21 protein-coding genes are annotated in these 22,377 nt (G+C 60.9%); 13 read left to right on the top strand and 8 right to left on the bottom strand.

Features of this window, described 5'->3' with window-relative positions; all coding sequences use genetic code 11:
• Positions 1-5: 5 nt before the first annotated feature.
• Entirely contained in the window at positions 6-1,049 is a 1,044-nt protein-coding gene (locus tag P3T24_RS01700; protein ID WP_074268999.1) for a rod shape-determining protein, read from the top strand.
• An 8-nt stretch (positions 1,050-1,057) separates the two neighbouring features.
• Here the strand turns inward: P3T24_RS01700 and P3T24_RS01695 are convergent, their stop codons facing one another.
• Positions 1,058-1,693, bottom strand: coding sequence for a CGNR zinc finger domain-containing protein (locus tag P3T24_RS01695; protein ID WP_429431855.1), 636 nt, complete (start codon positions 1,691-1,693; stop codon positions 1,058-1,060).
• Between the two features lie 169 nt (positions 1,694-1,862).
• Here P3T24_RS01695 and P3T24_RS01690 point away from each other — a divergent pair, with 169 nt between their 5' ends.
• The 4 genes from P3T24_RS01690 (at position 1,863) to P3T24_RS01675 (ending at position 5,546) form a co-directional block, all read left to right on the top strand.
• Positions 1,863-2,558 (top strand): alpha/beta fold hydrolase, encoded by a 696-nt coding sequence (locus tag P3T24_RS01690; protein ID WP_429431852.1) that lies wholly within the window; start codon positions 1,863-1,865, stop codon positions 2,556-2,558.
• Between the two features lie 82 nt (positions 2,559-2,640).
• Positions 2,641-3,507 carry an alpha/beta fold hydrolase gene (locus tag P3T24_RS01685; protein WP_429431849.1) on the top strand — a complete coding sequence of 289 codons (867 nt, stop codon included), beginning with the start codon at positions 2,641-2,643 and terminating at the stop codon, positions 3,505-3,507.
• A gap of 84 nt (positions 3,508-3,591) precedes the next feature.
• Positions 3,592-4,386: a DeoR/GlpR family DNA-binding transcription regulator gene (locus P3T24_RS01680; protein WP_429431846.1), complete on the top strand. Its 795-nt coding sequence runs from the start codon at positions 3,592-3,594 to the stop codon at positions 4,384-4,386.
• Positions 4,383-5,546 (top strand): MFS transporter, encoded by a 1,164-nt coding sequence (locus P3T24_RS01675; protein WP_429285907.1) that lies wholly within the window; start codon positions 4,383-4,385, stop codon positions 5,544-5,546. The genes P3T24_RS01680 and P3T24_RS01675 overlap by 4 nt, the downstream gene beginning before the upstream one ends.
• 41 nt (positions 5,547-5,587) lie before the next feature.
• Here P3T24_RS01675 and P3T24_RS01670 read toward each other — a convergent pair whose 3' ends face one another.
• Together P3T24_RS01670 and P3T24_RS01665 are read right to left on the bottom strand one after the other, a co-directional pair.
• A complete protein-coding gene (locus P3T24_RS01670; protein WP_429431843.1) occupies positions 5,588-6,220 on the bottom strand; it encodes a septal ring lytic transglycosylase RlpA family protein in 633 nt (210 codons plus the stop codon).
• Between the two features lie 74 nt (positions 6,221-6,294).
• Positions 6,295-7,125: an SDR family oxidoreductase gene (locus P3T24_RS01665; RefSeq protein WP_429431840.1), complete on the bottom strand. Its 831-nt coding sequence runs from the start codon at positions 7,123-7,125 to the stop codon at positions 6,295-6,297.
• Positions 7,126-7,236: 111 nt separating this feature from the next.
• Here P3T24_RS01665 and P3T24_RS01660 point away from each other — a divergent pair, with 111 nt between their 5' ends.
• Positions 7,237-8,130, top strand: coding sequence for a LysR family transcriptional regulator (locus P3T24_RS01660; RefSeq protein WP_429285910.1), 894 nt, complete (start codon positions 7,237-7,239; stop codon positions 8,128-8,130).
• A gap of 82 nt (positions 8,131-8,212) precedes the next feature.
• Here P3T24_RS01660 and P3T24_RS01655 read toward each other — a convergent pair whose 3' ends face one another.
• Both P3T24_RS01655 and P3T24_RS01650 read right to left on the bottom strand, forming a co-directional pair.
• Positions 8,213-8,596: a hypothetical protein gene (locus P3T24_RS01655; RefSeq protein WP_429431837.1), complete on the bottom strand. Its 384-nt coding sequence runs from the start codon at positions 8,594-8,596 to the stop codon at positions 8,213-8,215.
• A gap of 187 nt (positions 8,597-8,783) precedes the next feature.
• On the bottom strand, positions 8,784-9,770 hold the full coding sequence (locus P3T24_RS01650; RefSeq protein WP_429431834.1) for a LysR family transcriptional regulator: 987 nt from the start codon (positions 9,768-9,770) through the stop codon (positions 8,784-8,786).
• Positions 9,771-9,807: 37 nt separating this feature from the next.
• Between P3T24_RS01650 and P3T24_RS01645 the strand changes: the two genes are divergently transcribed.
• From P3T24_RS01645 to P3T24_RS01625, 5 genes are all read left to right on the top strand, one after another.
• Complete coding sequence (locus P3T24_RS01645) at positions 9,808-10,341, top strand: N-acetyltransferase family protein (RefSeq protein WP_429431831.1); 534 nt, start codon at positions 9,808-9,810, stop codon at positions 10,339-10,341.
• 306 nt (positions 10,342-10,647) lie between these two features.
• On the top strand, positions 10,648-11,241 hold the full coding sequence (locus tag P3T24_RS01640; RefSeq protein ID WP_429408078.1) for a cytochrome b/b6 domain-containing protein: 594 nt from the start codon (positions 10,648-10,650) through the stop codon (positions 11,239-11,241).
• 2 nt (positions 11,242-11,243) lie between these two features.
• The gene (locus tag P3T24_RS01635; RefSeq protein ID WP_429431828.1) at positions 11,244-12,035 is read left to right on the top strand and encodes a molybdopterin-dependent oxidoreductase; all 792 of its coding nucleotides are present in this window, start codon (positions 11,244-11,246) and stop codon (positions 12,033-12,035) included.
• 47 nt (positions 12,036-12,082) lie between these two features.
• Positions 12,083-12,697 carry a hypothetical protein gene (locus tag P3T24_RS01630; RefSeq protein WP_429431825.1) on the top strand — a complete coding sequence of 205 codons (615 nt, stop codon included), beginning with the start codon at positions 12,083-12,085 and terminating at the stop codon, positions 12,695-12,697.
• Positions 12,698-12,971: 274 nt separating this feature from the next.
• Entirely contained in the window at positions 12,972-14,024 is a 1,053-nt protein-coding gene (locus P3T24_RS01625) for a porin (RefSeq protein WP_074269012.1), read from the top strand.
• A gap of 58 nt (positions 14,025-14,082) precedes the next feature.
• On the opposite strand, the gene P3T24_RS01620 is transcribed toward P3T24_RS01625, so the two are convergent.
• A complete protein-coding gene (locus tag P3T24_RS01620) occupies positions 14,083-17,160 on the bottom strand; it encodes a diguanylate cyclase domain-containing protein (protein WP_429431822.1) in 3,078 nt (1,025 codons plus the stop codon).
• A gap of 337 nt (positions 17,161-17,497) precedes the next feature.
• A complete protein-coding gene (locus P3T24_RS01615) occupies positions 17,498-19,132 on the bottom strand; it encodes a putative bifunctional diguanylate cyclase/phosphodiesterase (protein WP_429431819.1) in 1,635 nt (544 codons plus the stop codon).
• A gap of 42 nt (positions 19,133-19,174) precedes the next feature.
• On the opposite strand from P3T24_RS01615, the gene P3T24_RS01610 reads away from it, so the two are divergent.
• Positions 19,175-19,456, top strand: a complete 282-nt coding sequence (locus P3T24_RS01610) for a hypothetical protein (RefSeq protein WP_429431816.1) — start codon at positions 19,175-19,177, stop codon at positions 19,454-19,456.
• Positions 19,457-19,697: 241 nt separating this feature from the next.
• Positions 19,698-21,152, top strand: coding sequence for a phospholipase D-like domain-containing protein (locus tag P3T24_RS01605; RefSeq protein WP_429431814.1), 1,455 nt, complete (start codon positions 19,698-19,700; stop codon positions 21,150-21,152).
• On the opposite strand, the gene solA is transcribed toward P3T24_RS01605, so the two are convergent.
• A complete protein-coding gene (gene solA / locus P3T24_RS01600; RefSeq protein WP_429431811.1) occupies positions 21,135-22,307 on the bottom strand; it encodes an N-methyl-L-tryptophan oxidase in 1,173 nt (390 codons plus the stop codon). The two genes, P3T24_RS01605 and solA, sit on opposite strands and share 18 nt — an antisense overlap.
• Positions 22,308-22,377: the final 70 nt, after the last annotated feature.

The following is a 22,377-nucleotide window of genomic DNA, read 5'->3' as shown; positions in this document are numbered from 1 at the left end:
GTTGAATGTTCGGTTTTCTGCGCAGCTTCTTCTCCAACGATCTGGCGATCGATCTCGGCACCTCAAACACGCTGATTTACATGCGCGGCAAGGGTATCGTCCTCGACGAGCCATCGGTCGTGTCCATCCGGCAGGAAGGCGGCCCGAACGGCAAGCGGACCATTCTCGCGGTCGGCAAGGAAGCCAAGCAGATGCTGGGCAAGGTGCCGGGCAACATTGAAGCCATTCGCCCGATGAAGGACGGCGTGATCGCCGACTTCAACATCACGCAGCAGATGATCAAGCAGTTCATCCGGATGGTGCACGCGCCGCACATTTTTGCGCCGTCGCCGCGCATCGTGATCTGCGTGCCGTGCGGATCGACCCAGGTCGAGCGTCGCGCGATCAGGGAAGCGGCCCACACCGCGGGCGCGGCAAAAGTCTATCTGATCGAAGAACCGATGGCCGCCGCAACCGGTGCAGGCCTGCCCGTTTCCGAAGCCACCGGCTCGATGGTGGTCGATATCGGCGGCGGCACCACGGAAGTCGGTGTGATCTCGCTCGGCGGCATCGTCTACAAAGGCTCGGTGCGCGTGGGCGGCGACAAGTTCGACGAGGCGATCGTCAACTACATCCGCCGCAACTACGGCATGCTGATCGGCGAGCAGACCGCCGAAGCGATCAAGAAAGGCATCGGCTCCGCGTTTCCCGGATCCGAAGTCAAGGAAATCGAGGTGAAGGGCCGCAACATGTCCGAAGGCATACCGCGCAGCTTCACCGTTTCCAGCAACGAAATCCTCGAAGCGCTGACTGATCCGCTGAACCAGATCGTATCGGCGGTCAAGATCGCACTCGAACAGACCCCGCCTGAACTCGGCGCCGATATCGCCGAGCGCGGCATCATGCTCGCCGGCGGCGGTGCGCTGCTACGTGATCTCGACCGGCTGCTCGCCGAGGAGACCGGCCTGCCTGTATTCGTCGCCGAGGCGCCGCTGACCTGCGTCGTGCGCGGCTCCGGCATGGCGCTCGAGCGCATCGACAAATTCGGCGACGTCTTTTCCTACGAATAAGCCGATGCTTACTGGCTGAGTTCCTGCGCCTTGAGGCGCTTGCGGTGGGCCGCAACCTTCGCGCGGTTACCGCAGAGCGCCATGCTGCACCAGCGGCGCGCGTGACCTCGCGTGTGATCCGCAAACAGCAGCGTGCAATTCACCCCTTCGCACGCTTTCACCAGCGTGAAGTCTTCCTCGCAGACAAGTCTGGCCAGCGCTTCGGCCACCGGCATCAGCAGCGACTCGGCTGACTGCCAGCGCCGCTTCGCGCGAAGCTCGAAAGTCGTCACGCCATCCACGGTGTTCGCGTCGATTTCCCGATGCTGTTCGTCACGCTCCAGCAACTGATTCACCGGTTCGAGCTCGCGCAGATCTTTGGCACTCAGAGGCCGTCCCTTGTGCTGCTTCACAAATCCCCTGAACCACTCGCGCAACTCGCGCGCCTTCGCTGCCACTTCATCGAGTTCGGCAAGCGTCGAACGGCGCCGGATGGCTTCGAGTGCTTCACGCGGCACAAACGCTGCCTGGTCCAGCCAGGCCAACAGGCCCTCGCCGTCGCTAATCCAGTCAACTTCCTCATCCACCGGCGTCGCCACCGAATTCAGAAAATCCAGTCCGGGCGCGTCGGCCAGGAACATTGCGGGTATTTGGCGGTAGTCCATCTCTTGTGACGAATACAGAGTGACGATAGACACATCGTAACCACTAAAATAGCTCTTGACAAGTTACATACGCACTTTGTAACCTATAAATACGCAATAGACAGGTTACAAAGAGACGTCGATGTGTGCGCACCCAAAGCGGCACCCACTATCTTGTAAGGAGCGAAAAATGGCGATTGGCAACGTAAGCGTGGTGCTTGTGCACGGCGCATGGGCAGACGGTTCGAGCTGGAGCAAGGTCATCGAACGTCTGGAAGGACAAGGCATCCGCGCGGTCGCGGCACCGTTGCCGCTTACGTCGCTGCAGGACGACGTCGCGGCGCTGAACAGAACACTCGAGCGGATCGACGGTCCGGTTGTGCTTGCCGGACACGCTTACGCCGGCGGAGTGGTCGGGTTGGCGCGCGCAGACAACATCAAGGCGCTGGTCTATGTGGCGGCTCTGGCGCCCGACGAAGGTGAAACCGTTGGCGAAGTGTTCTACCGCGCTGAACCGCATCCGCAGGCGCCCAAGCTTGCACCGGACCAGCACGGTCTGATCTGGCTGCCTGACGACGCCTTCCCGGCGGCATTCGCACAACACGCGGCTTCACAGGAACTGACAGTGCTCCGCGCGGTTCAACGGCCTATTTCGGTTGCCTGTATTGGCGAGCCGGTGGGACGTCCGCTTTGGAAGGACGTTCCGAGCTGGTTCCTGATCGCCGAGCAGGATCGCATGATCAGTCACGACACCCAGCAGTTCATGGCGCAGCGGATGAACGCGCGGGTGCATTCGTACCCGGTCGATCACACGCCCATGATCACGGCCCCTGACGCCGTGACGAACGTGATCGTCGAAGCGGTCAACGCAGTATCGGCTCAATAAAGACGCGGGCCACATTCGTATCCGTATACATCCCCTGCTCTGCACCGCAGGCAGACCCGTTGATTCATTCAGGAGAAAACTCATGTCCTCTATTAGCTATCGTTCCGCCGACGTGGACGGCGTCAAGGTGTTTTATCGTGAAGCTGGTCGTCAAGGCGCTCCGAAACTGCTGCTTCTGCACGGCTTTCCGAGTTCGAGCCACATGTTTCGCGATCTGATTCCGAAGCTGGCGGACCGCTTCCATATCGTCGCTCCGGACCTGCCGGGTTTTGGGCAGTCCGACATGCCGGCTCGTGAAAGCTTTGCGTACACGTTCGACCACATTGCGGAGGTGATTGGGCGTTTCACCGAGGTGATTGGCTTCGACCGCTTTGCCATGTACGTTTTCGATTACGGCGCGCCAACGGGCTTCCGGCTTGCCGTCAAGCATCCCGAACGAATCGCCGCGATCATCTCGCAGAACGGCAATGCGTATGAAGAAGGATTGAGCGACGGATGGAATCCGATCCGTGCCTATTGGAAAGACGCTTCACCGGCTAATCGCGAAGCGCTTCGCGCGCTGCTGACACATGAAACGACCGTATGGCAGTACACGCACGGCGTGCCGGACGCGTCACTCGTGTCACCCGACGGCTACTCGCTCGACGAGTTTTATCTGAGCCGTCCGGGTGCAGATGAAGTCCAGCTGGATCTGTTCCGCGACTATCGGAGCAATGTGGCGTTGTACCCGGCGTTCCAGCAGTATTTCCGCACCCATCAACCGCCACTTCTCGCGGTGTGGGGCAAAAACGATCCGTTCTTTCTGCCCGCTGGCGCCGAAGCATTCCGGCGTGACCTGCCGGCGGCAGTGGTGCGCTTTCTCGATACCGGGCACTTCGCGCTGGAAACGCATGCCGCGGAAATCGCTGCGGCGATTGGCGAATTCCTGAGTGCGCAGGAACGTTCCTGAAATTCAGTCGTTGCCGGCGATTCTCGTTTGCGATACATTATGCTCGTTTATGATCGACTCACCCAACCGAGCAAGGATCGCCAGATGCAACGAAGCCGACAGAACGCCATGGATGGGCTGCTGCCCGACGAGCGCGAGCAACTCATCCTCGAGCGTCTGCGAACCCAGGGCCGGGTGCTGGCGTCCGAAATCGCGGCCGAACTCAACACGTCGGAACACACCGTCCGCCGCCACTTGCGCGACCTCGCCAGCGCGGGGTTGTGCAAGCGCGTGTACGGGGGCGCTCTGCTGACTTCGCCGTCTCATCTGAACGCATCGACGCGTATGAAAGCAGATGTGGATCGCAAGCAACGCCTTGCCATTGCTGCTGCGTCGATCGTGCAGCCCGGGCAGGTGATCCTGCTGGACGCGGGTTCGACCAATGTTGCGATCGCGCAGGCGCTTCCGGACAACGCAGGACTGACCGTCGTGACGAACTCGCCAGAGGCTTGCCTGCGTCTGCTGGATCGGCCGGGCTTCGACATCGTTCTGATCGGCGGCAGGGTCGGCGGCGATGTCGCGGGCGCGCTGGGGTCGACCGCACTGCTGCAGGTCCAGCAGATCAAAGCCGACGTCTGCTTCCTGGGCGCGTGCGCCCTCGATCCCGTCGAAGGCATTGCCGCCTTCAATGCCGAAGATGCCGAACTCAAACGCGCCATGCTCAAATCGAGCAGCGTGCTCGCGATCGCGATGACGACCGAGAAGCTGATGACAGCGGCGCCTTTCGTTGTCGGGCCAGCGTCCGCCATCGACTGTCTGATCGTTGAAGCCGATCTTGCCGCGGATCGCATCAGCGAACTCGAAGAAGTCTGCGACAACGTGATGGTGGCAACATCATGAAGCCGATCAGGGAACGTCTTGCCACTCTCGCGGTTTTTCTCGCGAACGGCTTTGGGATCGGTGCGTGGGCGGTCGAAATTCCGCGCATCAAGGAGCACCTCTCGTTAAGCGACAGTGCGTTGGGGATCGCGCTGTTCTGTTTCGCGCTGGGCGCCATCGTCGCCATGCCGCTTGCGGGCAGGCTCGCTCCGCGCTTCGGCAGCGGCCGGGCTACCGCACTGCTCGGCGTGGCGTTTTTTATCGCGCTGCCACTACCCGCGTTTGCGCCCAATCTTCCATTGCTCTGCCTGGTACTCCTTCTGCTTGGCGCGGCAAATGGTGCCCTGGACGTTTCGATGAACGGTCACGCAAGCGCGATCGAAACGCAGTGGCGCTCGCCGATCATGTCGTCATTCCATGCTGCATGGAGCGCAGGAGGCCTAACCGGTGCGGCGACGGGCGCGCTGATACAGAAGTGGGGCTTCGGCGCCGCCGGCGGTCTGTTGCTTCCCGACGCTTTCATTGGAGCGCTGATCGTCGCGGCGGCAGTTCTCGCACTGCGCGATGTCGGGGTCCGCGCAAGCAAGGCAGCCGGTGGCTTCGCTCTACCAGACGCAAGTGTGATGAAGCTCGCTGCGTTGGCCTTTCTTTGCATGATGGTTGAAGGCGCCGTGGCCGACTGGAGCGCCGTTTTCCTGCGCTCTGTCCTGAATCGGGAGGCGAGCGTTGCGGCCATCGGATATTCTGCTTTTGCCTTCTCCATGGCGGCGTGCCGTGTGATCGGCGACGTGTCCGTGCGTCGACTGGGCGCGAGTACTGTGGTCGGACTCGGTGGTTTTCTGGCAGCAAGCGGCTTCGCCCTGGTACTGGGCTTACCCAATGTCTGGACCGCCGTCGTCGGGTTCGTGCTTGTCGGTCTTGGCCTCGCCAATATCGTGCCGGTCATTTTCAGCGCTGCGGGCCGCTCGGCTGCGACACCTGCTGTCGGCGTATCGATGGCAGCCACTGCAGGTTATGCGGGCTTTCTGGTGGGACCACCGTTGATTGGATTCGGCGCGGGTTTCGTGGGCTTGCGGCTGGCGTTGTGTGCGCTGCTGATTGCAGCGTTGATCGTCTGCGCTGTGGGTGGCAGGGCCGTGCGGAGTGCGGGGATGTCAACTCGTCTGGCGACGTCGAAATAGGATGCGCTAACGCCAATCCTGCTAGACAGTACAGCGCCCGCTCAGTTGGTAATACGGCCATCCCGCAAGTCGGCCGACGGTTGGCCGCGCACGTTTTCCGCCACGCCTGAACCGGCCTTGACGCTGCCGTCAGGCTGCGGCACTTCAACCGGCTTGACTTCGACGGGAGCCGTGCCGTTCTCCTTCAAGCCGAGCTTATCGGCAGTCTGGGGAGACACATCGACGATTCGGCCCTTGACGTAGGGGCCCCGATCCCTGATTTCGACGACCGTACTGCTGCCGTTTTTCAGATTGGTGACTCGAGCCTTGGTGCCAAGCGGTAGCGTTTTGCTCGCGGCGGAATTCGATTGCGGATCCATCGGCATACCGTTGGCCATCTTCTTTGTGTAAAAGTTACGGCCGTAGTAAGAAGCCTTGCCCTTGCGAGTCTTGCCGGAGAGATCGAGATGAGGCTTGTGAGTTGCGCTTGGGTTTGCGTTTGCTGGGCCGGCATTCGCTGATACCTGCTTTTGCGCTGAAAATGCCGTGCTGAAACAGCATGACATCACCAGAAACAGAACCGGTCCGAGCGCATGCCTTCGGACCGGCGTCCATGGCTCCTTCAGGCCCACCGTGTCCGCGTCAGGGAGAAAGCCCCGTGGCCGACTCTCCCTGGTATGAAGATTACTTTTCACCTGCCACTCCTCTTCAGCCTGACGAAAGCGGCGGGCACCGGTTCAGCTATCAGGAGCGCTCCGGTCAACAGACCTTAGTTGTCCCGATCGACGGAGAGCGCCAGATCTTTCTGTGCCTCCAGCGACTGTAGCCGCTCGGCCAACGCCTGGCTGATCGAGGCGTAGGCGGTACTGCCCAAGGTCAGCCGCAAAGGCGGCCGATCTGCATCGACCGCGTCAATCATCGCATTGACCGTTTTGGCAGCATCGCCCTTGAGAACGAAACTTCCGGAAGACACCGCCTTGCGCACTTCACCGGCTGGTGTACTGTCGTAGCAATTCATGGGCCGCGCGTGCTCCAGACCCTGGCGAAAGTTGGTGAGAGTCGGCCCCGGTTCGACGATCAGAAAATCGATGCCGAACGGCGCGACCTCCTTGGCAACGGATTCGACGAAACCTTCAATCCCCCACTTGGTGGCGTGGTAAAGACTGAAGTTTGGATAAGCGATTTGTCCGCCCTCCGACGACACCTGAACGATCCGCCCTCCACCTTGCTCGCGCAGATACGGCAGGACTGCGCGGATAAGCTGGATCGAGCCCGCAAGGTTGGTCGCGATCTGCCGCTCGATCTGCGCGTCGCTTAGTTCTTCGGCAGCACCGAAGAGACCATAGGCCGCGTTGCTGACCACCACGTCGATGCGCCCCATCCGTTCGAAAGCATCTGCAACGGCGCCTCTGATTGCCTCGACATTGGTCACGTCGAGCGTGACGACATGCAGGCGATCGCCGTGCCGGGCAAGTAATTCGTCCAATGCTCCGGGTCGCCGCAAAGTGGCAACGACGCGGTCCCCACGCTCCAGTAAACGTTCGGTGAGGATGCGGCCGAGGCCGGTGGATGTTCCCGTAATGAACCAGGTTTTGGCCATGATGCGCCTCCAGTGAAGAAAAGGTGTGGGCTGTAGGGATCCATGCTATGGCGCTATCATTGTTGCGACAATCACCAATGAATGGCATGAGCAAGTGAAAATAGGCCACCAATGAACAAGCCGACACTGAGCGATCTACGCGCTTTTATGGCCGTTGCCGAACACCGCAGCTTCCGGCGCGCGGCCGACCTGCTTGGAATCACACGCTCAACGCTAAGCCATGCCGTGCGCGGATTGGAGGACAGCGTGGGAGCCCGTCTGCTGCACAGGACGACACGCAGCGTGTCGCTGACCGAGGCAGGCGAGCGCCTGCTGGGCCGTCTTGATCCACTGATGAGCGATCTCGACGCCGCACTGGAGGAAGTCGCAGGCGAGCAAGGTCACACAACCGGTACGCTGCGGATCAACGGCGGCGAAAACGCCATTCGATTATTGCTTCAGACAGTTGTGCCGGAATTCCTGGCGCGGTATCCCGGCGTGGAGTTGGACCTGGTAGCGGACGGACGACTGGTGGACATTGTTCAGCAAGGCTTCGACGCAGGCGTGAGATTGGGAGAAGCCGTGCCCAAGGATATGGTGGCGGTTCGGCTTGGACCTGACATGCGCTTCCTAGCGGTTGCTTCGCCGGAATATCTGGCGGCTCATCCGGCGCCCAAAACACCCGATGCACTCATGCAGCACCAATGCATCCGGCAGCGTCTGCCTAGCGGCAAACGCTATCGTTGGGAGTTTCTCAAGCGACGGCAAGAAGTGGCGATAGACGTTCCAGGCGCGTTGACGCTGGACAATAACCAGTTGATCGTCGAAGCCGCGATGAATGGGCTCGGTATCGCGTATGTTCCGGAACCCTATGCGCGTGCGGCATTGCGCGATGGGCGACTCGTTCCGGTGCTGGAGGATTGGTGCCCGACGATAGCTGGCCTGTTTCTTTACTTTCCGCGCACCCGCCATATGTCGACGAGCTTGCGGGCGTTCATCGACATGGTGCGGGCGGTTACCGGATGAGTTCTCTTTCGCAGACCGCAACGGCAATGGTCATATGAAACAGCCCGCACTCACGACCAGCAGGCTGGTAAAACAGCGCGTGTCAGTGTGTATTTCTGACCGGATGGAGCGCAACTGCGGAGACGTGGTCGCGGCGTGTGCGGCGCACCGCGTGCATTTTTTGAAGGTGTCGAAGCGTTGTACGCGCCGCTCTCACTGCATCGGATAAACGCTCGATAGCGCCCGCAGTGAAGATGAGGAACAGCGCGCCAATAATCACCGCATACGCAGTGACCGACATCACCGCGAAGCGCGCATTTTCGTCGTTGCTGTGCGACGCCCAAACATCAGGCAAATGCAGCAGGATGAAACCGGCCCCGGCAGCAAGCGATGCCCATAACGAAAACACGGCGATGGAAAAAAGAAAGTAGCAGACGCTGCGTGTGACTCTACCGGTGACGCGTACATAGCTCATGATCGACTCCAAGAAAGTCGCCCCGGCGTTCTTACCGGAAGCAACCGGCCCTGATGCCTCAATTACGGCAGTCCGAACTAATGACTTTAGGTCGAACAACCGTTTCAAGTGCGGTGAACAGCCGGCGCGGACCGCCGCTGCTTTCAGACGCGATGTCGATTAAACATATTATCTGGCAGTCCAAAGATTCAGAGGCCAGCTAATCCTCAGACAAAGTCCGGAACGATTTGAGGATCTCCGCAAGGCCGCCATACAGACGCTTGTCGCGTCTCACTACCGCGACCAGTTTGCGATGAAGACGCGGGGACAAGGATCGAACCACCATCCTGCTTCCGGACTCTACATTGCGGACCGCGAGTGCAGGAAGGATCGCGCAACCGAGACCGGCTCCGACCATCGCCTTGGTCGCTTCCACACTTCCCAGTGACATCACAGGCCTGAGCTTCGTACCGCTCCTTGCAAACCATTCGTCGGTAATCCTACGGGTATGGCCACCGGGTTCGAACAGAATGACGGGCCGGGTGGCGAGCGCGGCGGCGGTGATACGAGTCGGCAATTGCATGCCTGATGGGGCCACGAGCACAAATTCGTCATCCATGACCGGCGCAATGTGCAGGCTGCGGCTCGATACGGGCATCGTCACGAGCCCGACGTCCAGGATATTACCCTCGACCGCCTTGACGATATCCGCGGTATTGCCCGTCGTGACCGTGATTTCGAGGTTCGGAAATCGTTGGCGCAGATTGGTCAGGATAGGCGGAAGCAGAAAGATGCAGGCCGTCGCGCCGGTGCCGATGCGAATGCGCCCCACGCCCTCCTTCGCATGACGGAAAACGGCGTTCACTGCCGAGGTGACCGCTGCATCAATTCCCGCGGCATGTGCCAGTAGCTCCTCCCCTGCGACCGTCGCTCTCGCTACGCGCCCGACGCGCTCGATCAACACTGCGCCGAGGCTTTTCTCGAGCTGGCGAATCTGAAGGCTCACGGCGGGCTGAGTGAGCCGGAGATGATCGGCTGCAGCAGAAAAACTACCACGCTCGACAACGGCAACAAAGGTCTTCAGGTAGTCGAGATTCAAGCTCTTCATATCAAAGAATTCCTTATCGATTGCATACGATACCAAATCTTCCTTTATATCTACGATCGGGGCATCATGCATGTCGAACGTATGGGTTGAGCCGCCCATGACGTGTCTCCTACATCGAGGCTCAGGAGTGAGGTAAATGGTGGAATCAGAAGTTGAGAGTGCAATTCGGATTCGCGACGCGGCGACAGCCGACATGGCAGCCGTGCAGGCCATCTACGCGTACCACGTGTTGCACGGCAGCGCCTCGTTCGAAGAGACGCCCCCTTCCGTCGACGACATGCTCGGACGCCGCGACGCGGTGTTGAAGGCGGGGCTTCCCTATCTGGTGGCGCAGAGGCAGGGCCGTGTAGTTGGCTATGCGTACGCAACTCCGTATCGGCCGCGTCCGGCATATCGCCACACCATCGAGGATTCGATCTACGTAGAACATGGGCTCGACCGTCTCGGGATCGGCCGAGCGCTGCTCGCGGAATTGATCCAACGGTGCGAGCAAGGACCATGGCGGCAGATGCTTGCCGTTGTCGGCAATAGCGAGAACGCGGGATCGCTTGTGTTGCATGAACGTCTCGGCTTCCGCACAGTGGGAACGCTGAAATCGGTCGGATTCAAGTTCGGCCAGTGGGTCGACACTGTGCTGATGCAACGGGAGTTGGACTCTCACCAGGAATAGGCGGTCGACCCGTCTCCGAAGTCTTCTTTTCATGCCACCGGTGCCGCCGACAGCGCGCACCGGCCGGCGCCGCGCACCAGACACAAGCACAAGCACGATGCCGTGGGTCGGTCATTTGACCGATACCGCTGTCGTGGCACGCCTGCGATCCTGTCGTCAATCCAATCCACCCGGGCCAGACAGCGCAACTCCGCTTTCTTGACTGAACCGTCGCGCCAAGGTCCCGGCACGCTGAACTACGTCTTATGCAATGCACGCTCGCCGCCCCATTCCTGTTCGCAAGTGCCAATCGTCCGTGAGGTCGCTTTGAATCACGCCACTATTCACCCCGTGTGGGTTCGCATTTTTCACTGGATTAATGCCGCCGCTGTTATAGCGATGTGCCTGAGCGGTTGGGCGGTGTACAACGCGTCGCCGATATTCCCGGCGTTCAGGTTTCCGGCGTCCATCACGCTGGGTGGCTGGCTAGGTGGCGCGCTGCTCTGGCACTTCGCGGTCATGTGGTTGCTGGTCGCAAACTTTCTCGCGTATCTGGGACTGGGCTTCGTAACGGGGCGCCTGCGCAAGAAACTCTTCCCGGTCAGCCCGCGTGCAATTGCCTCCGACCTCGTTGCAGCCCTGCGAGGCAAGCTCAATCACGGCGATCTGAGCCGTTACAACGCCGTGCAGAAGTTCGCCTATCTCGTCGTGATCGCGGATATCGCGCTGGTCGTGCTGTCGGGATTGACCATCTGGAAGCCCGTTCAATTTCCGCTCCTGCGCACGGCGATGGGTGGCTTCGATAACGCACGCATCGTTCACTTTGCCGCAATGAGCGTACTCGTCGGCTTTTTCGCGGTGCACGTCGCGATGGTCGCTCTCGTCCCGCGTTCTTTGCTCACCATGATTCGAGGCCGGTAACCATGAATTCCCGAAAAGGTCACCCGACGCCCGCTCCGGCATACCAGCCCGACGCGCAATCGATCATCAGAGACGCGCAGAAGGAGCTCTCATCGTCCTCACGGCGTTTGTTTGGCAAACGGATCCTCACGCTGGGCGGCTTGATGCTCCTGTCGGGTTGCGATCTGACGAACGACAAATCCGTCGACACGATGCTGCGCCGAATCTCCTCCTTCAACGACGACGCTCAGGCATTGCTGTTCGACCCGCGAAAGCTGGCGCCGACGTACCCGGAATCGATGATCACACGGCCATTTCCGTTCAATGCCTACTACGACATTGATCAGGTGCCGGATGTCGATGCACAAACCTACCGTCTCGAACTGAAAGGACGGGTCAAGGGCAAAGCCAACTGGACGCTCGACGAACTGCGTGCGTTGCCGCAACAAAGCCAGGTCACCCGGCATATCTGCATTGAAGGGTGGAGCGCAATCGGCAAGTGGGGCGGAGTGCGATTCGCCGACTTCCTGCAGCGAGCCGGAGCCGATACCACCGCGAAGTACGTTGCACTGCACTGCGCCGACAACTACTGGACGAGCATCGACATGCCCACTGCACTTCATGCGCAGACGCTGCTCACGCTGACCTATGACGGCAAAACCCTGCCTGCGAAGTACGGCTTCCCGATGAAGCTTCGGATGCCTACCAAACTGGGCTACAAAAACCCGAAGCATATCGTCGCCATTACCGTCACAAACGAATTTCCCGGCGGGTATTGGGAAAACCAGGGTTACAACTGGTTCGGCGGCTCCTGAACCGCGAACCGATGATTTTTAACTGCAATCAACCACACGGAGCACCTATGTCCATTCGTCTCAAACTCGCTGTTTCAGCTGTCGCATTGACGCTCGCTGGCGCTGCATTCGCTCAATCCTCCGCCAACAAGCCCGAACGGATCAGGGGCGAGATCGTATCGCTTTCGGGTAACACCTTGCAGGTCCACCGGCGCAGCGGCGATACAGTCAACATTGACCTGAAGGATTCGACGGCGCTGAACGCCGTGAAGGCAATCCAGCTTTCGGATATCAAGGCCGGCTCATACGTCGGCGCGGCGGCGATGCCGGGCCCGGACGGAAAGCTGGTCGCCAAGGAAGTGCTGGTCTTCCCGGAGGCCGCGCGCGGCACCGGAGAGGGTCACTACGCGTGGGACCTCGGTGCAAACAGTTCGATGACGAACGCCAACGTCGACACTGTTGTGGAAGGTACGAGCGGACGCGACCTGAAGCTTTCGTATAAAGGCGGCAGCAACACCATCAACGTGCCGGCCGACGCTCCAGTCGTGACGGCCATTCCCGCGACCCGCGACGACCTGACTGCGAACAAAAAGGTATTCATCGTGGCAATCCCCGCGAAGAACGGCTCGTATGACGCGAATGTGATCGTCGTCGAGAAAGACGGTGTAGTACCTCCCATGTAATTCCGGACCGGGACGCGATCACCTTTCTCTTGTAGTCCCAGGTTATTAAAGAGTCCTGGACCACAGAAAGGGGATCGCGTTGTCTCCCGCTTCGGCTCATCAAGGATGACCCAAGCGCCATATCTGATGCATATGGATAGTGCATCACATATGTATTTTACATTTACATCGGCCGCCTCTACGATTTGCTCCATTGCGTTGTTTGCCCCCTGCCTGCCGCAACATCACCCGGCTTGCGACGCAAATGAAAACAGCAAATCTCAGGAGACAGTCAGTGAAAAAGAAATGTCTTGTCGCCGCGCTCGCGGCGACCGGATGCGCCTGCGCGCACGCCCAATCGTCCGTGACCCTCTACGGCGTAGTCGACACCAACATCGAATATCTGACTCATGCAAGCGCGACGGGTGGGTCGCTGGTTCGGGAAAATTCAGGTGGACTTAGCAACTCGCGGTTTGGTTTTCGTGGCACGGAAGATCTGGGTGGCGGCACCAGCGCGTGGTTCGTATTGGAAGCCGGCTTTAACAGCAACGACGGCACGCCTGCCACCGCCGGTACGCTGTTCAACCGCACTGCAGCGGTGGGGTTGTCGAACGCCTTGGGATCGCTGTCGGCCGGCCTGCAATATACGGCCATGTACGACACACTCGAAAAGTACGATCCGATGGGTTACGCGCCTCAGTACACGTGGTTTCCCACCACCGGATCGTCGGACGACTTCTCCTACAAGGCGCGCCTCAACAATTCCGTGAAGTACGTAGGGCAGTTTGGCGGACTAAAGGCGATTGCCGATTACAGCTTCGGCGGCGACGCAGACTCGTTCCAGAGCAGCGCGGCCTATGGCGGTTCGCTCGAATACAGCACCGGCACGTTCGCGGCAGCGGTGGCCTACGATTATCGCAACGGCGCGATCACTTCGACCGGCACATGGACCAAGACGCGCAACCTCAGTTTCTCTGTCCTGGAGCATATCGGCAACGGTGAAATCATGGGTGGCTATGAGCACTACCTGAACGATCCGACCAAGGGCTCGACGGTTTCGGCCGCAATGTGGTTTGGCGGGGTGCGTTACCGGTTCGTACCAAGCTTCCAGCTAACGGCCGGCACCTACTATCAGTCCAACAAGACGGCGAACGTATCGAACTCGTGGATGGGCGTGCTAAGCGGCGACTATTCGCTATCCAAGCGCACCGATCTCTATGCGACCGTGGCGTATGCCGCAGCGACACGCTATGCGAATGGGACTTACACGCCCATTGGCGTAACGGACGCCACTGCCTTTGCGTCCAATCAGACAGGTGTCACGCTGGGTATCCGGCACCGCTTCTGAACGTTGTGCGCGGTGGGCCGGGCAGTCGCCATCATTCAGGATGCCTGATTTGCTCGACTCAACGGTCCACCTCGAAAGAATCGCCCGCCCAGCGCCAGGCGCTGCGGCCAGCCTCTTTCGCCGCGTAGAGCGCCATGTCCGCGGATTTATACAGCCCCTGGGCATCCCGTGAGTCCTGTGGACAACGCGCAACCCCGATGCTCGCCCTGACCTCCAGCGAAAGCTTGCGGTACGGAATCGGCTCAGCGAACGTGGCAATGATCCGCTCGCACACCTCGGCCACCGCATCGCGCTCGCCTGGATCTCTGAGCAGCACGGCGAACTCGTCGCCGCCAAGGCGCGCGACAAGATCGATCTCGCGCGTGATCAGCCGCAGGCGTGAGCCAACGGCCTTCAACACCACGTCGCCAGCATCGTGCCCGTGGATATCGTTGATCGGCTTGAAGCGATCGAGGTCGACCAGCACAAGCGCGAATTCCGCGCCGCGACGCGCCTGCTCGATCAGGAGTTGCAGATCGTCGTTGAAATGCCGCCGGTTCGCGAGGCCCGTCAGACTGTCGAAGTAAGCCAACTGCTCGAGCCGCTGTTCGCTGGCCTGCAATTCCGCCGTGCGGCGCACCAGCTCATCGGAACGTTGCTGGAGTTCCTGGGTCCGCTCCGCGATCACCGCCTCCAGCGTCAATGCACGTCGCCGCAGCAGGCGCATGCGCACGTGCATCAGCAGGCCGAACAGCGCCAGCAGCAGGAGTGCCATGATCACGCGAAACGTGGTCCTCTCGTACCACGTCGGCACAACGTGGACGGGCAAGCTCACCGACTCGGTCCATTGACCTCCGGCACGGTTCGACGCCCGCACCTGCAGCGTGTAATTTCCGGGCGGCACATTCGTATAGTGCGCGACGCGCTGCTCGGCGGATGACTCGGTCCACGTGTCCTCCAGGCCAGCCAGGCGATAGGAGTAGCGCGTGCGTTCGGGGGCCGAGTAATCGAGCAACGCGAAAGCCACTTGCACCGTGCGTTGTGAAGGGCCGAGCCTGAGCCCGGATGGCGGCAGCGGCCGGCCATCGGCATCGGTCAGCACGATGGAAGCCTTGAAACGTGCGGGCTGGAATTCGCTCGGATGCACGATGGTCAAGCCGTTGCCGCCGAACAGCAGATCGCCTTGCGGTGTCGTCCCGGCCGCTGACGTCCAGTACGGCAGCAGCCCCACCCCGTCGGCCTGCTGCAGCAGCGTCGTGGTCAGCGTGTTACCGTCGATGCGCAGAATGCCGCTGTCGGTGCTGACCCAAGCGTTGCCCTGCTCGTCGAGCAGCAGGGCATTCGCGGCGTTTTTCTGCAGCCCCTGATCGTGACCGATGCTGTCGATTCGCGCAGGCGCGCCGCCCACTCCGGGCTCGACCACACGCACGCCTCCGCCATAGAAGGCAATCCACAGCCGCCCGCGCTTGTCCTGCACAACCGAAGTCACGTGGGTGCTGGGCAGGCCGACACGCCCAGGTCCCTCCGGCCAGGGCCGCTCGAGACGGCCGGTTGCCGGCCAGTACCGCGTAAGTCCTGTCTGCGTGCCGACCCACAGCGTCCCGTCTGCGCCGGCGCTGAGGTTCGTGATGTCTTCGCCCTGCAGGCCGGGGACACTGTACGCCGTGGCGCCTTGCGCGGACAGGTCGACATAGCTCAACCCGTCCGTACCGCCGATCCAGAGCTTGCCATCGGCGAGCGACACCGCCCTCACCAATGCAGTGGGCGAAATGCCGGGGAACTCCATCCGCTCGACACTGAGACCGTCATCGCGCGTTTGGTACAAACCCTTAGCAGTCCCGATGTAGACGCTGCCGTCCGGTGCGCGTGCCATCGAAAGCACTGCGCCCCTGGGAAGCGCGGTCCGCGACAGACCGTCCTCCGCCGTGAGACGCCGGCCGTGCTCGCGGTCAGGCGGGACGATGTCGACGCCGCCGATATCGGCGCCGAGCCAGACGCTGCCGTCGGGCTGGACAAGCACCGCCGTGACCTCTGCCCGCTTACCGCCGAGCAGGTGGCCGTCGCTGCCGTACCACGTGGATATCGCCCGCTGGGAGGGATCGATCGAATCGAACACATTCGGTCCGCCGGCCCACACAAACCCACTGCGATCGCGCAGTAGCGCCGCCACGTCGTCCTCGCCCAGGCTCCCTGGAATCCCGGCATCGTGGCGCAGACGCCGGGTCGCCCAGCTGCGGGTGTCGACCTGCACGATGCCCTGGGCCCACGTGCCGAGCCACACGTGACCGTTACCGACATCGACGATCGCGCCGACCCAGTCGGTCTCGACACCCTGCCCGTCGCTGCGTTCGCTGTCGCGCAATTGCTGCGCCGTCGTGGCACCTGGTTCGATCACGAAGGCACCGGTCGCTCGCGTCCCGACCCAGACCCGCCCTTCCCGGTCCTCCGCCAGTTGCCAGACCTCGATAGCGGCGCCCGTCAGGCTCGTCGCCGGCACCGCCACAAATGCCTGTGCGCCGGCACGCAATACGTAGATTCCGTCGAGCGTGCCGGCCCACAGATTGCCGCCGCGATCGACGAGGAGCGCGCTGATCCGGTGCGCGGGCAGGCCAGCGGGGATGGCCCCGCCGCCTGCGCGCCGCACCTTGCCGGTGTTGAGATCCAGTCGGTCGAGGCCGGCCTCCGTGCCCACCCAGAGGCCGTCCGGGCCGTCGGGGGCAAGGGAGAATACGCGTACGCTGCTCAGGCCTTGAGGGCCCGCGCCCAGCGTAGAGAAGGTGCCAGCTGCCTTGTCGAGTCTTGCGAGACCGCCACTGTCTGTGGCCGCCCAGAGGCGGCCCTCGCGGTCCTCATACAGCGCATTGATGTAGGAAGAAGGTAAGGTGCCAGGCTTGCTCGGGTCGGCAATGTAAGTGCGGAAGCGATAGCCGTCCCAGCTGGCGAGACCGGTTTGCGAGGCGATCCAGATCAGGCCGTCCCTGTCCTGCAGCATTGCCGTGGGCGTAATGTCGCTCGGCATTTCGACATGGCGAAACACCGGCGTCGATCCATCGTACCAGGCATCGGCTGCTCTGGCGGGCGGTACAGCCGCGACCATCTCCACGCAGACGAGAAGGCAACTCAGGATACGCAACGAATGGCGCCTCCACTTATGCATGGAATTCTGGTCCTCGATAGGTCGTTCGCCGCGCAATGCCGGCGCGCCGCATTCGTGCCACGCGATATCTAACTAAATATCGGCAAACGATGCAGCTACTTTAGGTTTCCTCATAAACATGACGCATGGGTTTTGCTGCTCATTCAGAACGACTGATCAATACTCTTCTATTACGATCCGAAGGCGGGCAGAACACCTCATGGCTACTCTCATACACCACGACGCATGTAAACGGCAGCATCGCACTGCAACTTGAGGACTTTTTGCGTAAGGATTGCCTGAAAACAGGGTAGGCAAATCAGGCAGTGGACGGCGCATGCGCGCCGTTAGCGATGGCCTAGCCTTTGATCACACCGTCGGCGGCGAGCCGCTCTTCCCGGTGCGCGATGGTCTCCGCCCGCTCCGGCCTGCCAAGCAGGTAGCCTTGCGCGTGGGTACATCCGCAGCCGCGGACGAAGTCGAGTTGTTCGGGGGTCTCGATACCTTCCGCGGTAGTCGGCATGCCCATCTCCCGCGCCAACGCCACGATCCCGCGAACCACCGCCGCGGATTCGCGCCGGTGCACGGATTCCTTGACGAAGGAACTGTCGATCTTGAGTTCATCGAACGAAAAACGGACGAGCGTCGACATGGTTGAAAAGCCGGTTCCGAAATCGTCCAGCGCCAGCCCGATACCTAATGCACGGAGCATTGCGACGTTGCGCCGGGTCGCGATGTCGTCGCTGAGCAGCACCGTTTCGGTCACCTCGATATTCAGGCGCTGCGGCGGCAACTTCGTTTTATGCAGGATCGACTCGACCGTCGCAGCGAACGACTCCTCGCGCAATTGCACAGGCGAGACGTTGACCGCAACCGTGACCGCATCGCGCCAGGTGACCGCTTCCATGCACGATTGCCGCAGCGCCCATTCACCCAGTTCGAGTACCAGGCCCGTGCGTTCGGCCGTGGGAATGAATGCGATGGGCGACAACTCGCCGCGCGTCGGGTGGGTCCAGCGCAGCAACGCCTCGCGTCCGGAGATGGTCCCGTCGCTAAGATCGATGATGGGCTGATACTCCATCCGCAAGCCGCTAAAAGACTGCATCGCGCCTTCGAGGTCGCTGCGCAGGAGACTCAGACTTTCGTCGGAGGCGTGCTTGTCGGCATCGAAAACGGCAAAGGCACTTTTGCCATTGCGCTTGACCGCGTACAAGGCACGATCCGCGCATATCAGCAATTGCGGCCCGGTTTTGCCGTGCTCCGGATAAAGCGAAATACCAACACTCGCGCCAATGTGGACGCGTGCCTCGCTCAGCACGAACGGCCGGGCCAATGCCTTGACGATGCGATCGGCCAGCACACGCACATCATCGATCAGGGAAGCGCCATCGTAGATGGCGACGAATTCGTCCCCCGCCAGGCGTCCGACGATACCGCCGGCCGGCAGGATATCGCGCAGCCGTATCGCCGCTTCCTGCAGGATCTGGTCGCCCGCAGCGTGTCCAAGGCTGTCGTTGATCGCCTTGAAGCCGTCGAGGTCGATCAGTAGAACAGCGAACGATTGATCGTCGACCTGCTGCACGATCCCCGTGCGCTCGAGCAGGAGCTCGCTGATGCGTGCGCGGTTGGGCAAGCCAGTGAGACTGTCGTGGCGCGCCAGGCGGTGGCTGTTTTCGCGTGCCGTCAGCAACGCGACGGTGTCGCGGTTGCTACGCAGGGCGACGGTAAAGAAGCCTGCCGCGCAGAATGGCGCCTGAAACAGCAGGACGAGCTTGCCTGAGCCGGGAGAGAGCGCCGCGCCCAGACCGAGTAGCCCGAGAATGAGCGTGATCTGAATCAGCACAAGGTGGGGAATGCCGGCATTGCGACCTGCCAGGCCGCCTATCACGCCGACGGCGCAAACATTTCCGAGCAGGAATAGCGTCGGGTCGCCGCTGACATTGCATAGAAGGCTGCCGAAGCCGAACAGCGCGCTCCAGACAATGCTCGCCAACAGAAACGCGGAGGTGGGCGTAGGCTCGCCGCGGGCACTACGTTGGCAACAGACGTAAATCAATACCAGCCGGGTAAACAGCAACGCGAGGACAGCAAGTCCCCAACCGGCATAAAGCGCAGTCCGCTGGAGGTAAAAGGCCGTGGCGCAGACACTGATTTCACAAATCGACGCAAAAATAATGGATGCCGTTCTGGTGAACAGATTGGCAAGCAATATTTGCCGATTTTCGGCACTCAGATTTTGAGCGGAAGAGACAATCCACTTGAAAAATGGAGACCTTGGTTCGCTGAAAGCCATGACCTGCGCATTTTTGACGGTTAGCGGAACGACGGAGGCTACAGTGCAATTATTACGTAAACCACATATAGCGGGTTAATTCTCCTTTGGCCGGCGCGCAATGCTCGGGCAAAGACAGGCGAAATGCCCCGAAACGCCATAAGAGCCTGGAAAGAAAACGCCTGACAAAGCGAAATAACCTTGTTTTAAGCTTGCTGGCGCTGCGTCTCCTCGAAAATAAAAGCGGCGTCTCTAACGACGATCGAATGCCACCTGGAACCCTTCAATGGATCACCACTCCGAGCCGACCACAAATAACGAGCCCGGTCAGACGTCCGTCCCATTCATCACGCAGGGTTCCTATCCGCAACGGCCCGGCAACCGGGTTCGTCCGCTTATAGATAGCGGTCCTGCATTTCGCCGCATCTGCGAAGCGGTAGAAAACGCCCAGCACCGTGTCTGGCTCACCGTCACCTTCGTATCAAGGCATTTTCAGATGCCCGACGGACGGGGCACGCTGTTCGATGTGCTCGATGGTGCTGCCCAGCGGGGTGTCGACGTCCGCGTGATTTTCTGGCGCCCCAACTCCGCGAGCAATGGATACGGACAGACGTTCGAAGGCACCCAGTCCGACTTCGACTGGCTGGCGGAGCGGGGCTCGCGTTTGAACGCTCGTTGGGATCGCGCGCCCGCCGCCTATTGTCACCATCAGAAATGCTGGCTGATCGATGCAGGGGAGTCATCGGAAACCGTGTTTGTCGGCGGCATCAACCCGACTTTCGCGCTCGTCGAACCTGGGCACGCAGGGGCAGAACAACGCCACGACGTCTACGCCGAGATAACCGGTCCATGCGCGAGCGATGTGCATCACAACTTCGTTCAGCGCTGGAACGAAACCAGCGAGCGCAATAGTGCGCTTGGCGTGTATGGACCTGACGGACACTCGGATCTCGCGTTCCCAACACGTTTATCGAAGGCGCAAGGCCCGAGCACCGTGCAGATCCAACGCAATGTGCACGCCGGATGTTATCGCAACGCGCACGCAGCCCCCGGCGTTGGAGAAGCCTATCTCATCGCCAACGGCGAGCGGTCCATCACCAAACAATATCTGTTGGCCATCGACGCCGCGCGTCGTTCGATCTACCTGGAAAATCAGGCGCTTCCGGTGCCCGCCATTGCCGGTGCGCTTGAAAATGCCTTGAAACGAGGGGTATTCGTGGTTCTTCTGGTGCCGGGAGAGCCCGAACCGTATGTCGCGCAGTGGCGACAAAATCCTGAACGCGCGGCGTTTTTCGAGCAGATCGAAGCACTCGGCCGCCATGAAAATTTCACGCTCGCCGCACTCGCAGCGCCCACGCAAACCGATGGCCGGCGTTACGTTTACGTCCATGCCAAGCTCATGCTGATCGACGATGCATGGGCCACCATTGGATCGTGCAACCTTCATGCGAATTCGCTGTACGGCCATAGCGAAATGAACGCGAGCGTGTGGGACTCCAACGCGGTAAAAGCACTGCGCTGCCAGCTCTTCCTCGAACACCTGGGCCAGGACACATGCCATCTGGACGATCGCTCAGCCGTTCAGCTTTACCAAAGCATCGCATACCGAAACGATAGCCGCTGGCGAGACGGCAATGACGATTGGGACGGTAGTATCGCGTGCAGTCTGAAGCCGCAAGCCTATGGAAAAACGCACGGACCAGACAACGTCCTTGCGCCTTCCTCAGGAAAAACGGCCTAAAGAAAACGCCGAAAGGTCGATCTGACTCTTTCCGCTCAGACAGCGTTGCGCGACCGCCTCGCCGATTGCCGCCGAATGCTTGAAGCCATGACCCGAACAGGCCGACACCACGGTGACATTCTTGAGCGCAGGATGCTCGTCTATGATGAAACCATAGTCAGGCGTCACGGTATAGGTACAGACACTCGCCTTGACCCGTTCCGCGGTCACGCCGGCGATCTTGCCCGCAACATGCGTGCGGAACATGGCCGCCACATCGGCGTCGGACACCGTGCGATCCAGCGAATCGGGCTCGCTCAGCGCCGTATATTGCTCGGTCGCGATCTTCATGCTGCCTTCACCGGGAATGGGTGGAAAGCCATAGCAAAAGTCGGTGTCCAAAGGACCGTGCGAGAGAATGAAGCTCGGGGAAACCTCAGGAAAAATCACAGGCTCTTCAAGCTTGAACCAGAATAGCTGTTGCCTGCAGACCCTCAGCAAGCTTTTGAACGGCTCGCCCAACAGCTCGGCGGACCACATGCCGGCGCAAACAACTACCTTGTCCGCCACCACGGTCCGATCGCCCGCCCTCACCCGGACCACGTGGCCCGTCGACTCCACAGCGGAAACCGTCACACCGGCGATCACGTCGGCCCCGAGCTCGCGCGCCGCCTTCAGTTGCGCGGCGATGCACCGTTCGGGTCGCACAAAGCCCCCTTCCGGTTCGTAGTACGCGATCGTGTCGTCGCGAAGCGGCGCAAATTGCGGGAAGCGTGCGCGGAGCTGTTCGGCCGTGAGAACCTCATGAGCGATGCCATAAGTCCGTGCCAGCTCGATCGTGCTCAGCGTGAAATCAGCCGCGCCGTGGTGCGATGTGTGCGTCGCGCCCGAGGTCATGACGAGCACCCCGCATTGCTCGAAAAGCGCGTCACCGTCGCGTGCTTCCAGTTCGCGCCAGATCTGCTGCGACCTGCGCACCAACGGCACGTACGCGGCGCCTTCGCCAACGGCCAGCCGGGTAATGCGCGTGTCTCCGTGACTCGATCCCTGATCATGTGGCGGGGCATATCGATCTATGCCTACCGCTTTCGCGCCAGCCTTGGCCAGCTGGTAAAGCGTGGCTGCGCCCATGGCGCCGAGTCCCACCACCACGACATCGCATCGTTCTTCGAGCACGGCATGTCCTTGTTCGGTTCAAAAGGTACGGGATCAGCCTGGCGTGAAGGCCAGCTGCAAGCATTGATTG

Origin of the sequence: Paraburkholderia sp. GAS33 (genome assembly GCF_050436645.1) — a bacterium.
Lineage (GTDB): Bacteria > Pseudomonadota > Gammaproteobacteria > Burkholderiales > Burkholderiaceae > Paraburkholderia > Paraburkholderia phenazinium_B.
The sequence above is the reverse complement of the archived record's forward strand: the minus strand, read 5'-3'. Positions and strand labels throughout refer to the sequence as shown.

Excerpts from the sequence above, each read along its gene's own strand:
- P3T24_RS01700 (WP_074268999.1), top strand. The coding sequence starts at position 6 with ATGTTCGGTTTTCTGCGCAGCTTCTTCTCCAACGATCTGGCGATCGAT.
- P3T24_RS01650 (WP_429431834.1), bottom strand. The coding sequence starts at position 9,770 with ATGGGCGGCTCAACCCATACGTTCGACATGCATGATGCCCCGATCGTA.
- P3T24_RS01605 (WP_429431814.1), top strand. The coding sequence starts at position 19,698 with ATGGATCACCACTCCGAGCCGACCACAAATAACGAGCCCGGTCAGACG.
- P3T24_RS01675 (WP_429285907.1), top strand. The coding sequence starts at position 4,383 with ATGAAGCCGATCAGGGAACGTCTTGCCACTCTCGCGGTTTTTCTCGCG.
- P3T24_RS01695 (WP_429431855.1), bottom strand. The coding sequence starts at position 1,693 with ATGGACTACCGCCAAATACCCGCAATGTTCCTGGCCGACGCGCCCGGA.
- P3T24_RS01645 (WP_429431831.1), top strand. The coding sequence starts at position 9,808 with ATGGTGGAATCAGAAGTTGAGAGTGCAATTCGGATTCGCGACGCGGCG.
- P3T24_RS01685 (WP_429431849.1), top strand. The coding sequence starts at position 2,641 with ATGTCCTCTATTAGCTATCGTTCCGCCGACGTGGACGGCGTCAAGGTG.
- P3T24_RS01630 (WP_429431825.1), top strand. The coding sequence starts at position 12,083 with ATGTCCATTCGTCTCAAACTCGCTGTTTCAGCTGTCGCATTGACGCTC.
- P3T24_RS01635 (WP_429431828.1), top strand. The coding sequence starts at position 11,244 with ATGAATTCCCGAAAAGGTCACCCGACGCCCGCTCCGGCATACCAGCCC.
- P3T24_RS01620 (WP_429431822.1), bottom strand. The coding sequence starts at position 17,160 with ATGCATAAGTGGAGGCGCCATTCGTTGCGTATCCTGAGTTGCCTTCTC.
- P3T24_RS01680 (WP_429431846.1), top strand. The coding sequence starts at position 3,592 with ATGCAACGAAGCCGACAGAACGCCATGGATGGGCTGCTGCCCGACGAG.
- P3T24_RS01660 (WP_429285910.1), top strand. The coding sequence starts at position 7,237 with ATGAACAAGCCGACACTGAGCGATCTACGCGCTTTTATGGCCGTTGCC.
- P3T24_RS01690 (WP_429431852.1), top strand. The coding sequence starts at position 1,863 with ATGGCGATTGGCAACGTAAGCGTGGTGCTTGTGCACGGCGCATGGGCA.
- P3T24_RS01665 (WP_429431840.1), bottom strand. The coding sequence starts at position 7,125 with ATGGCCAAAACCTGGTTCATTACGGGAACATCCACCGGCCTCGGCCGC.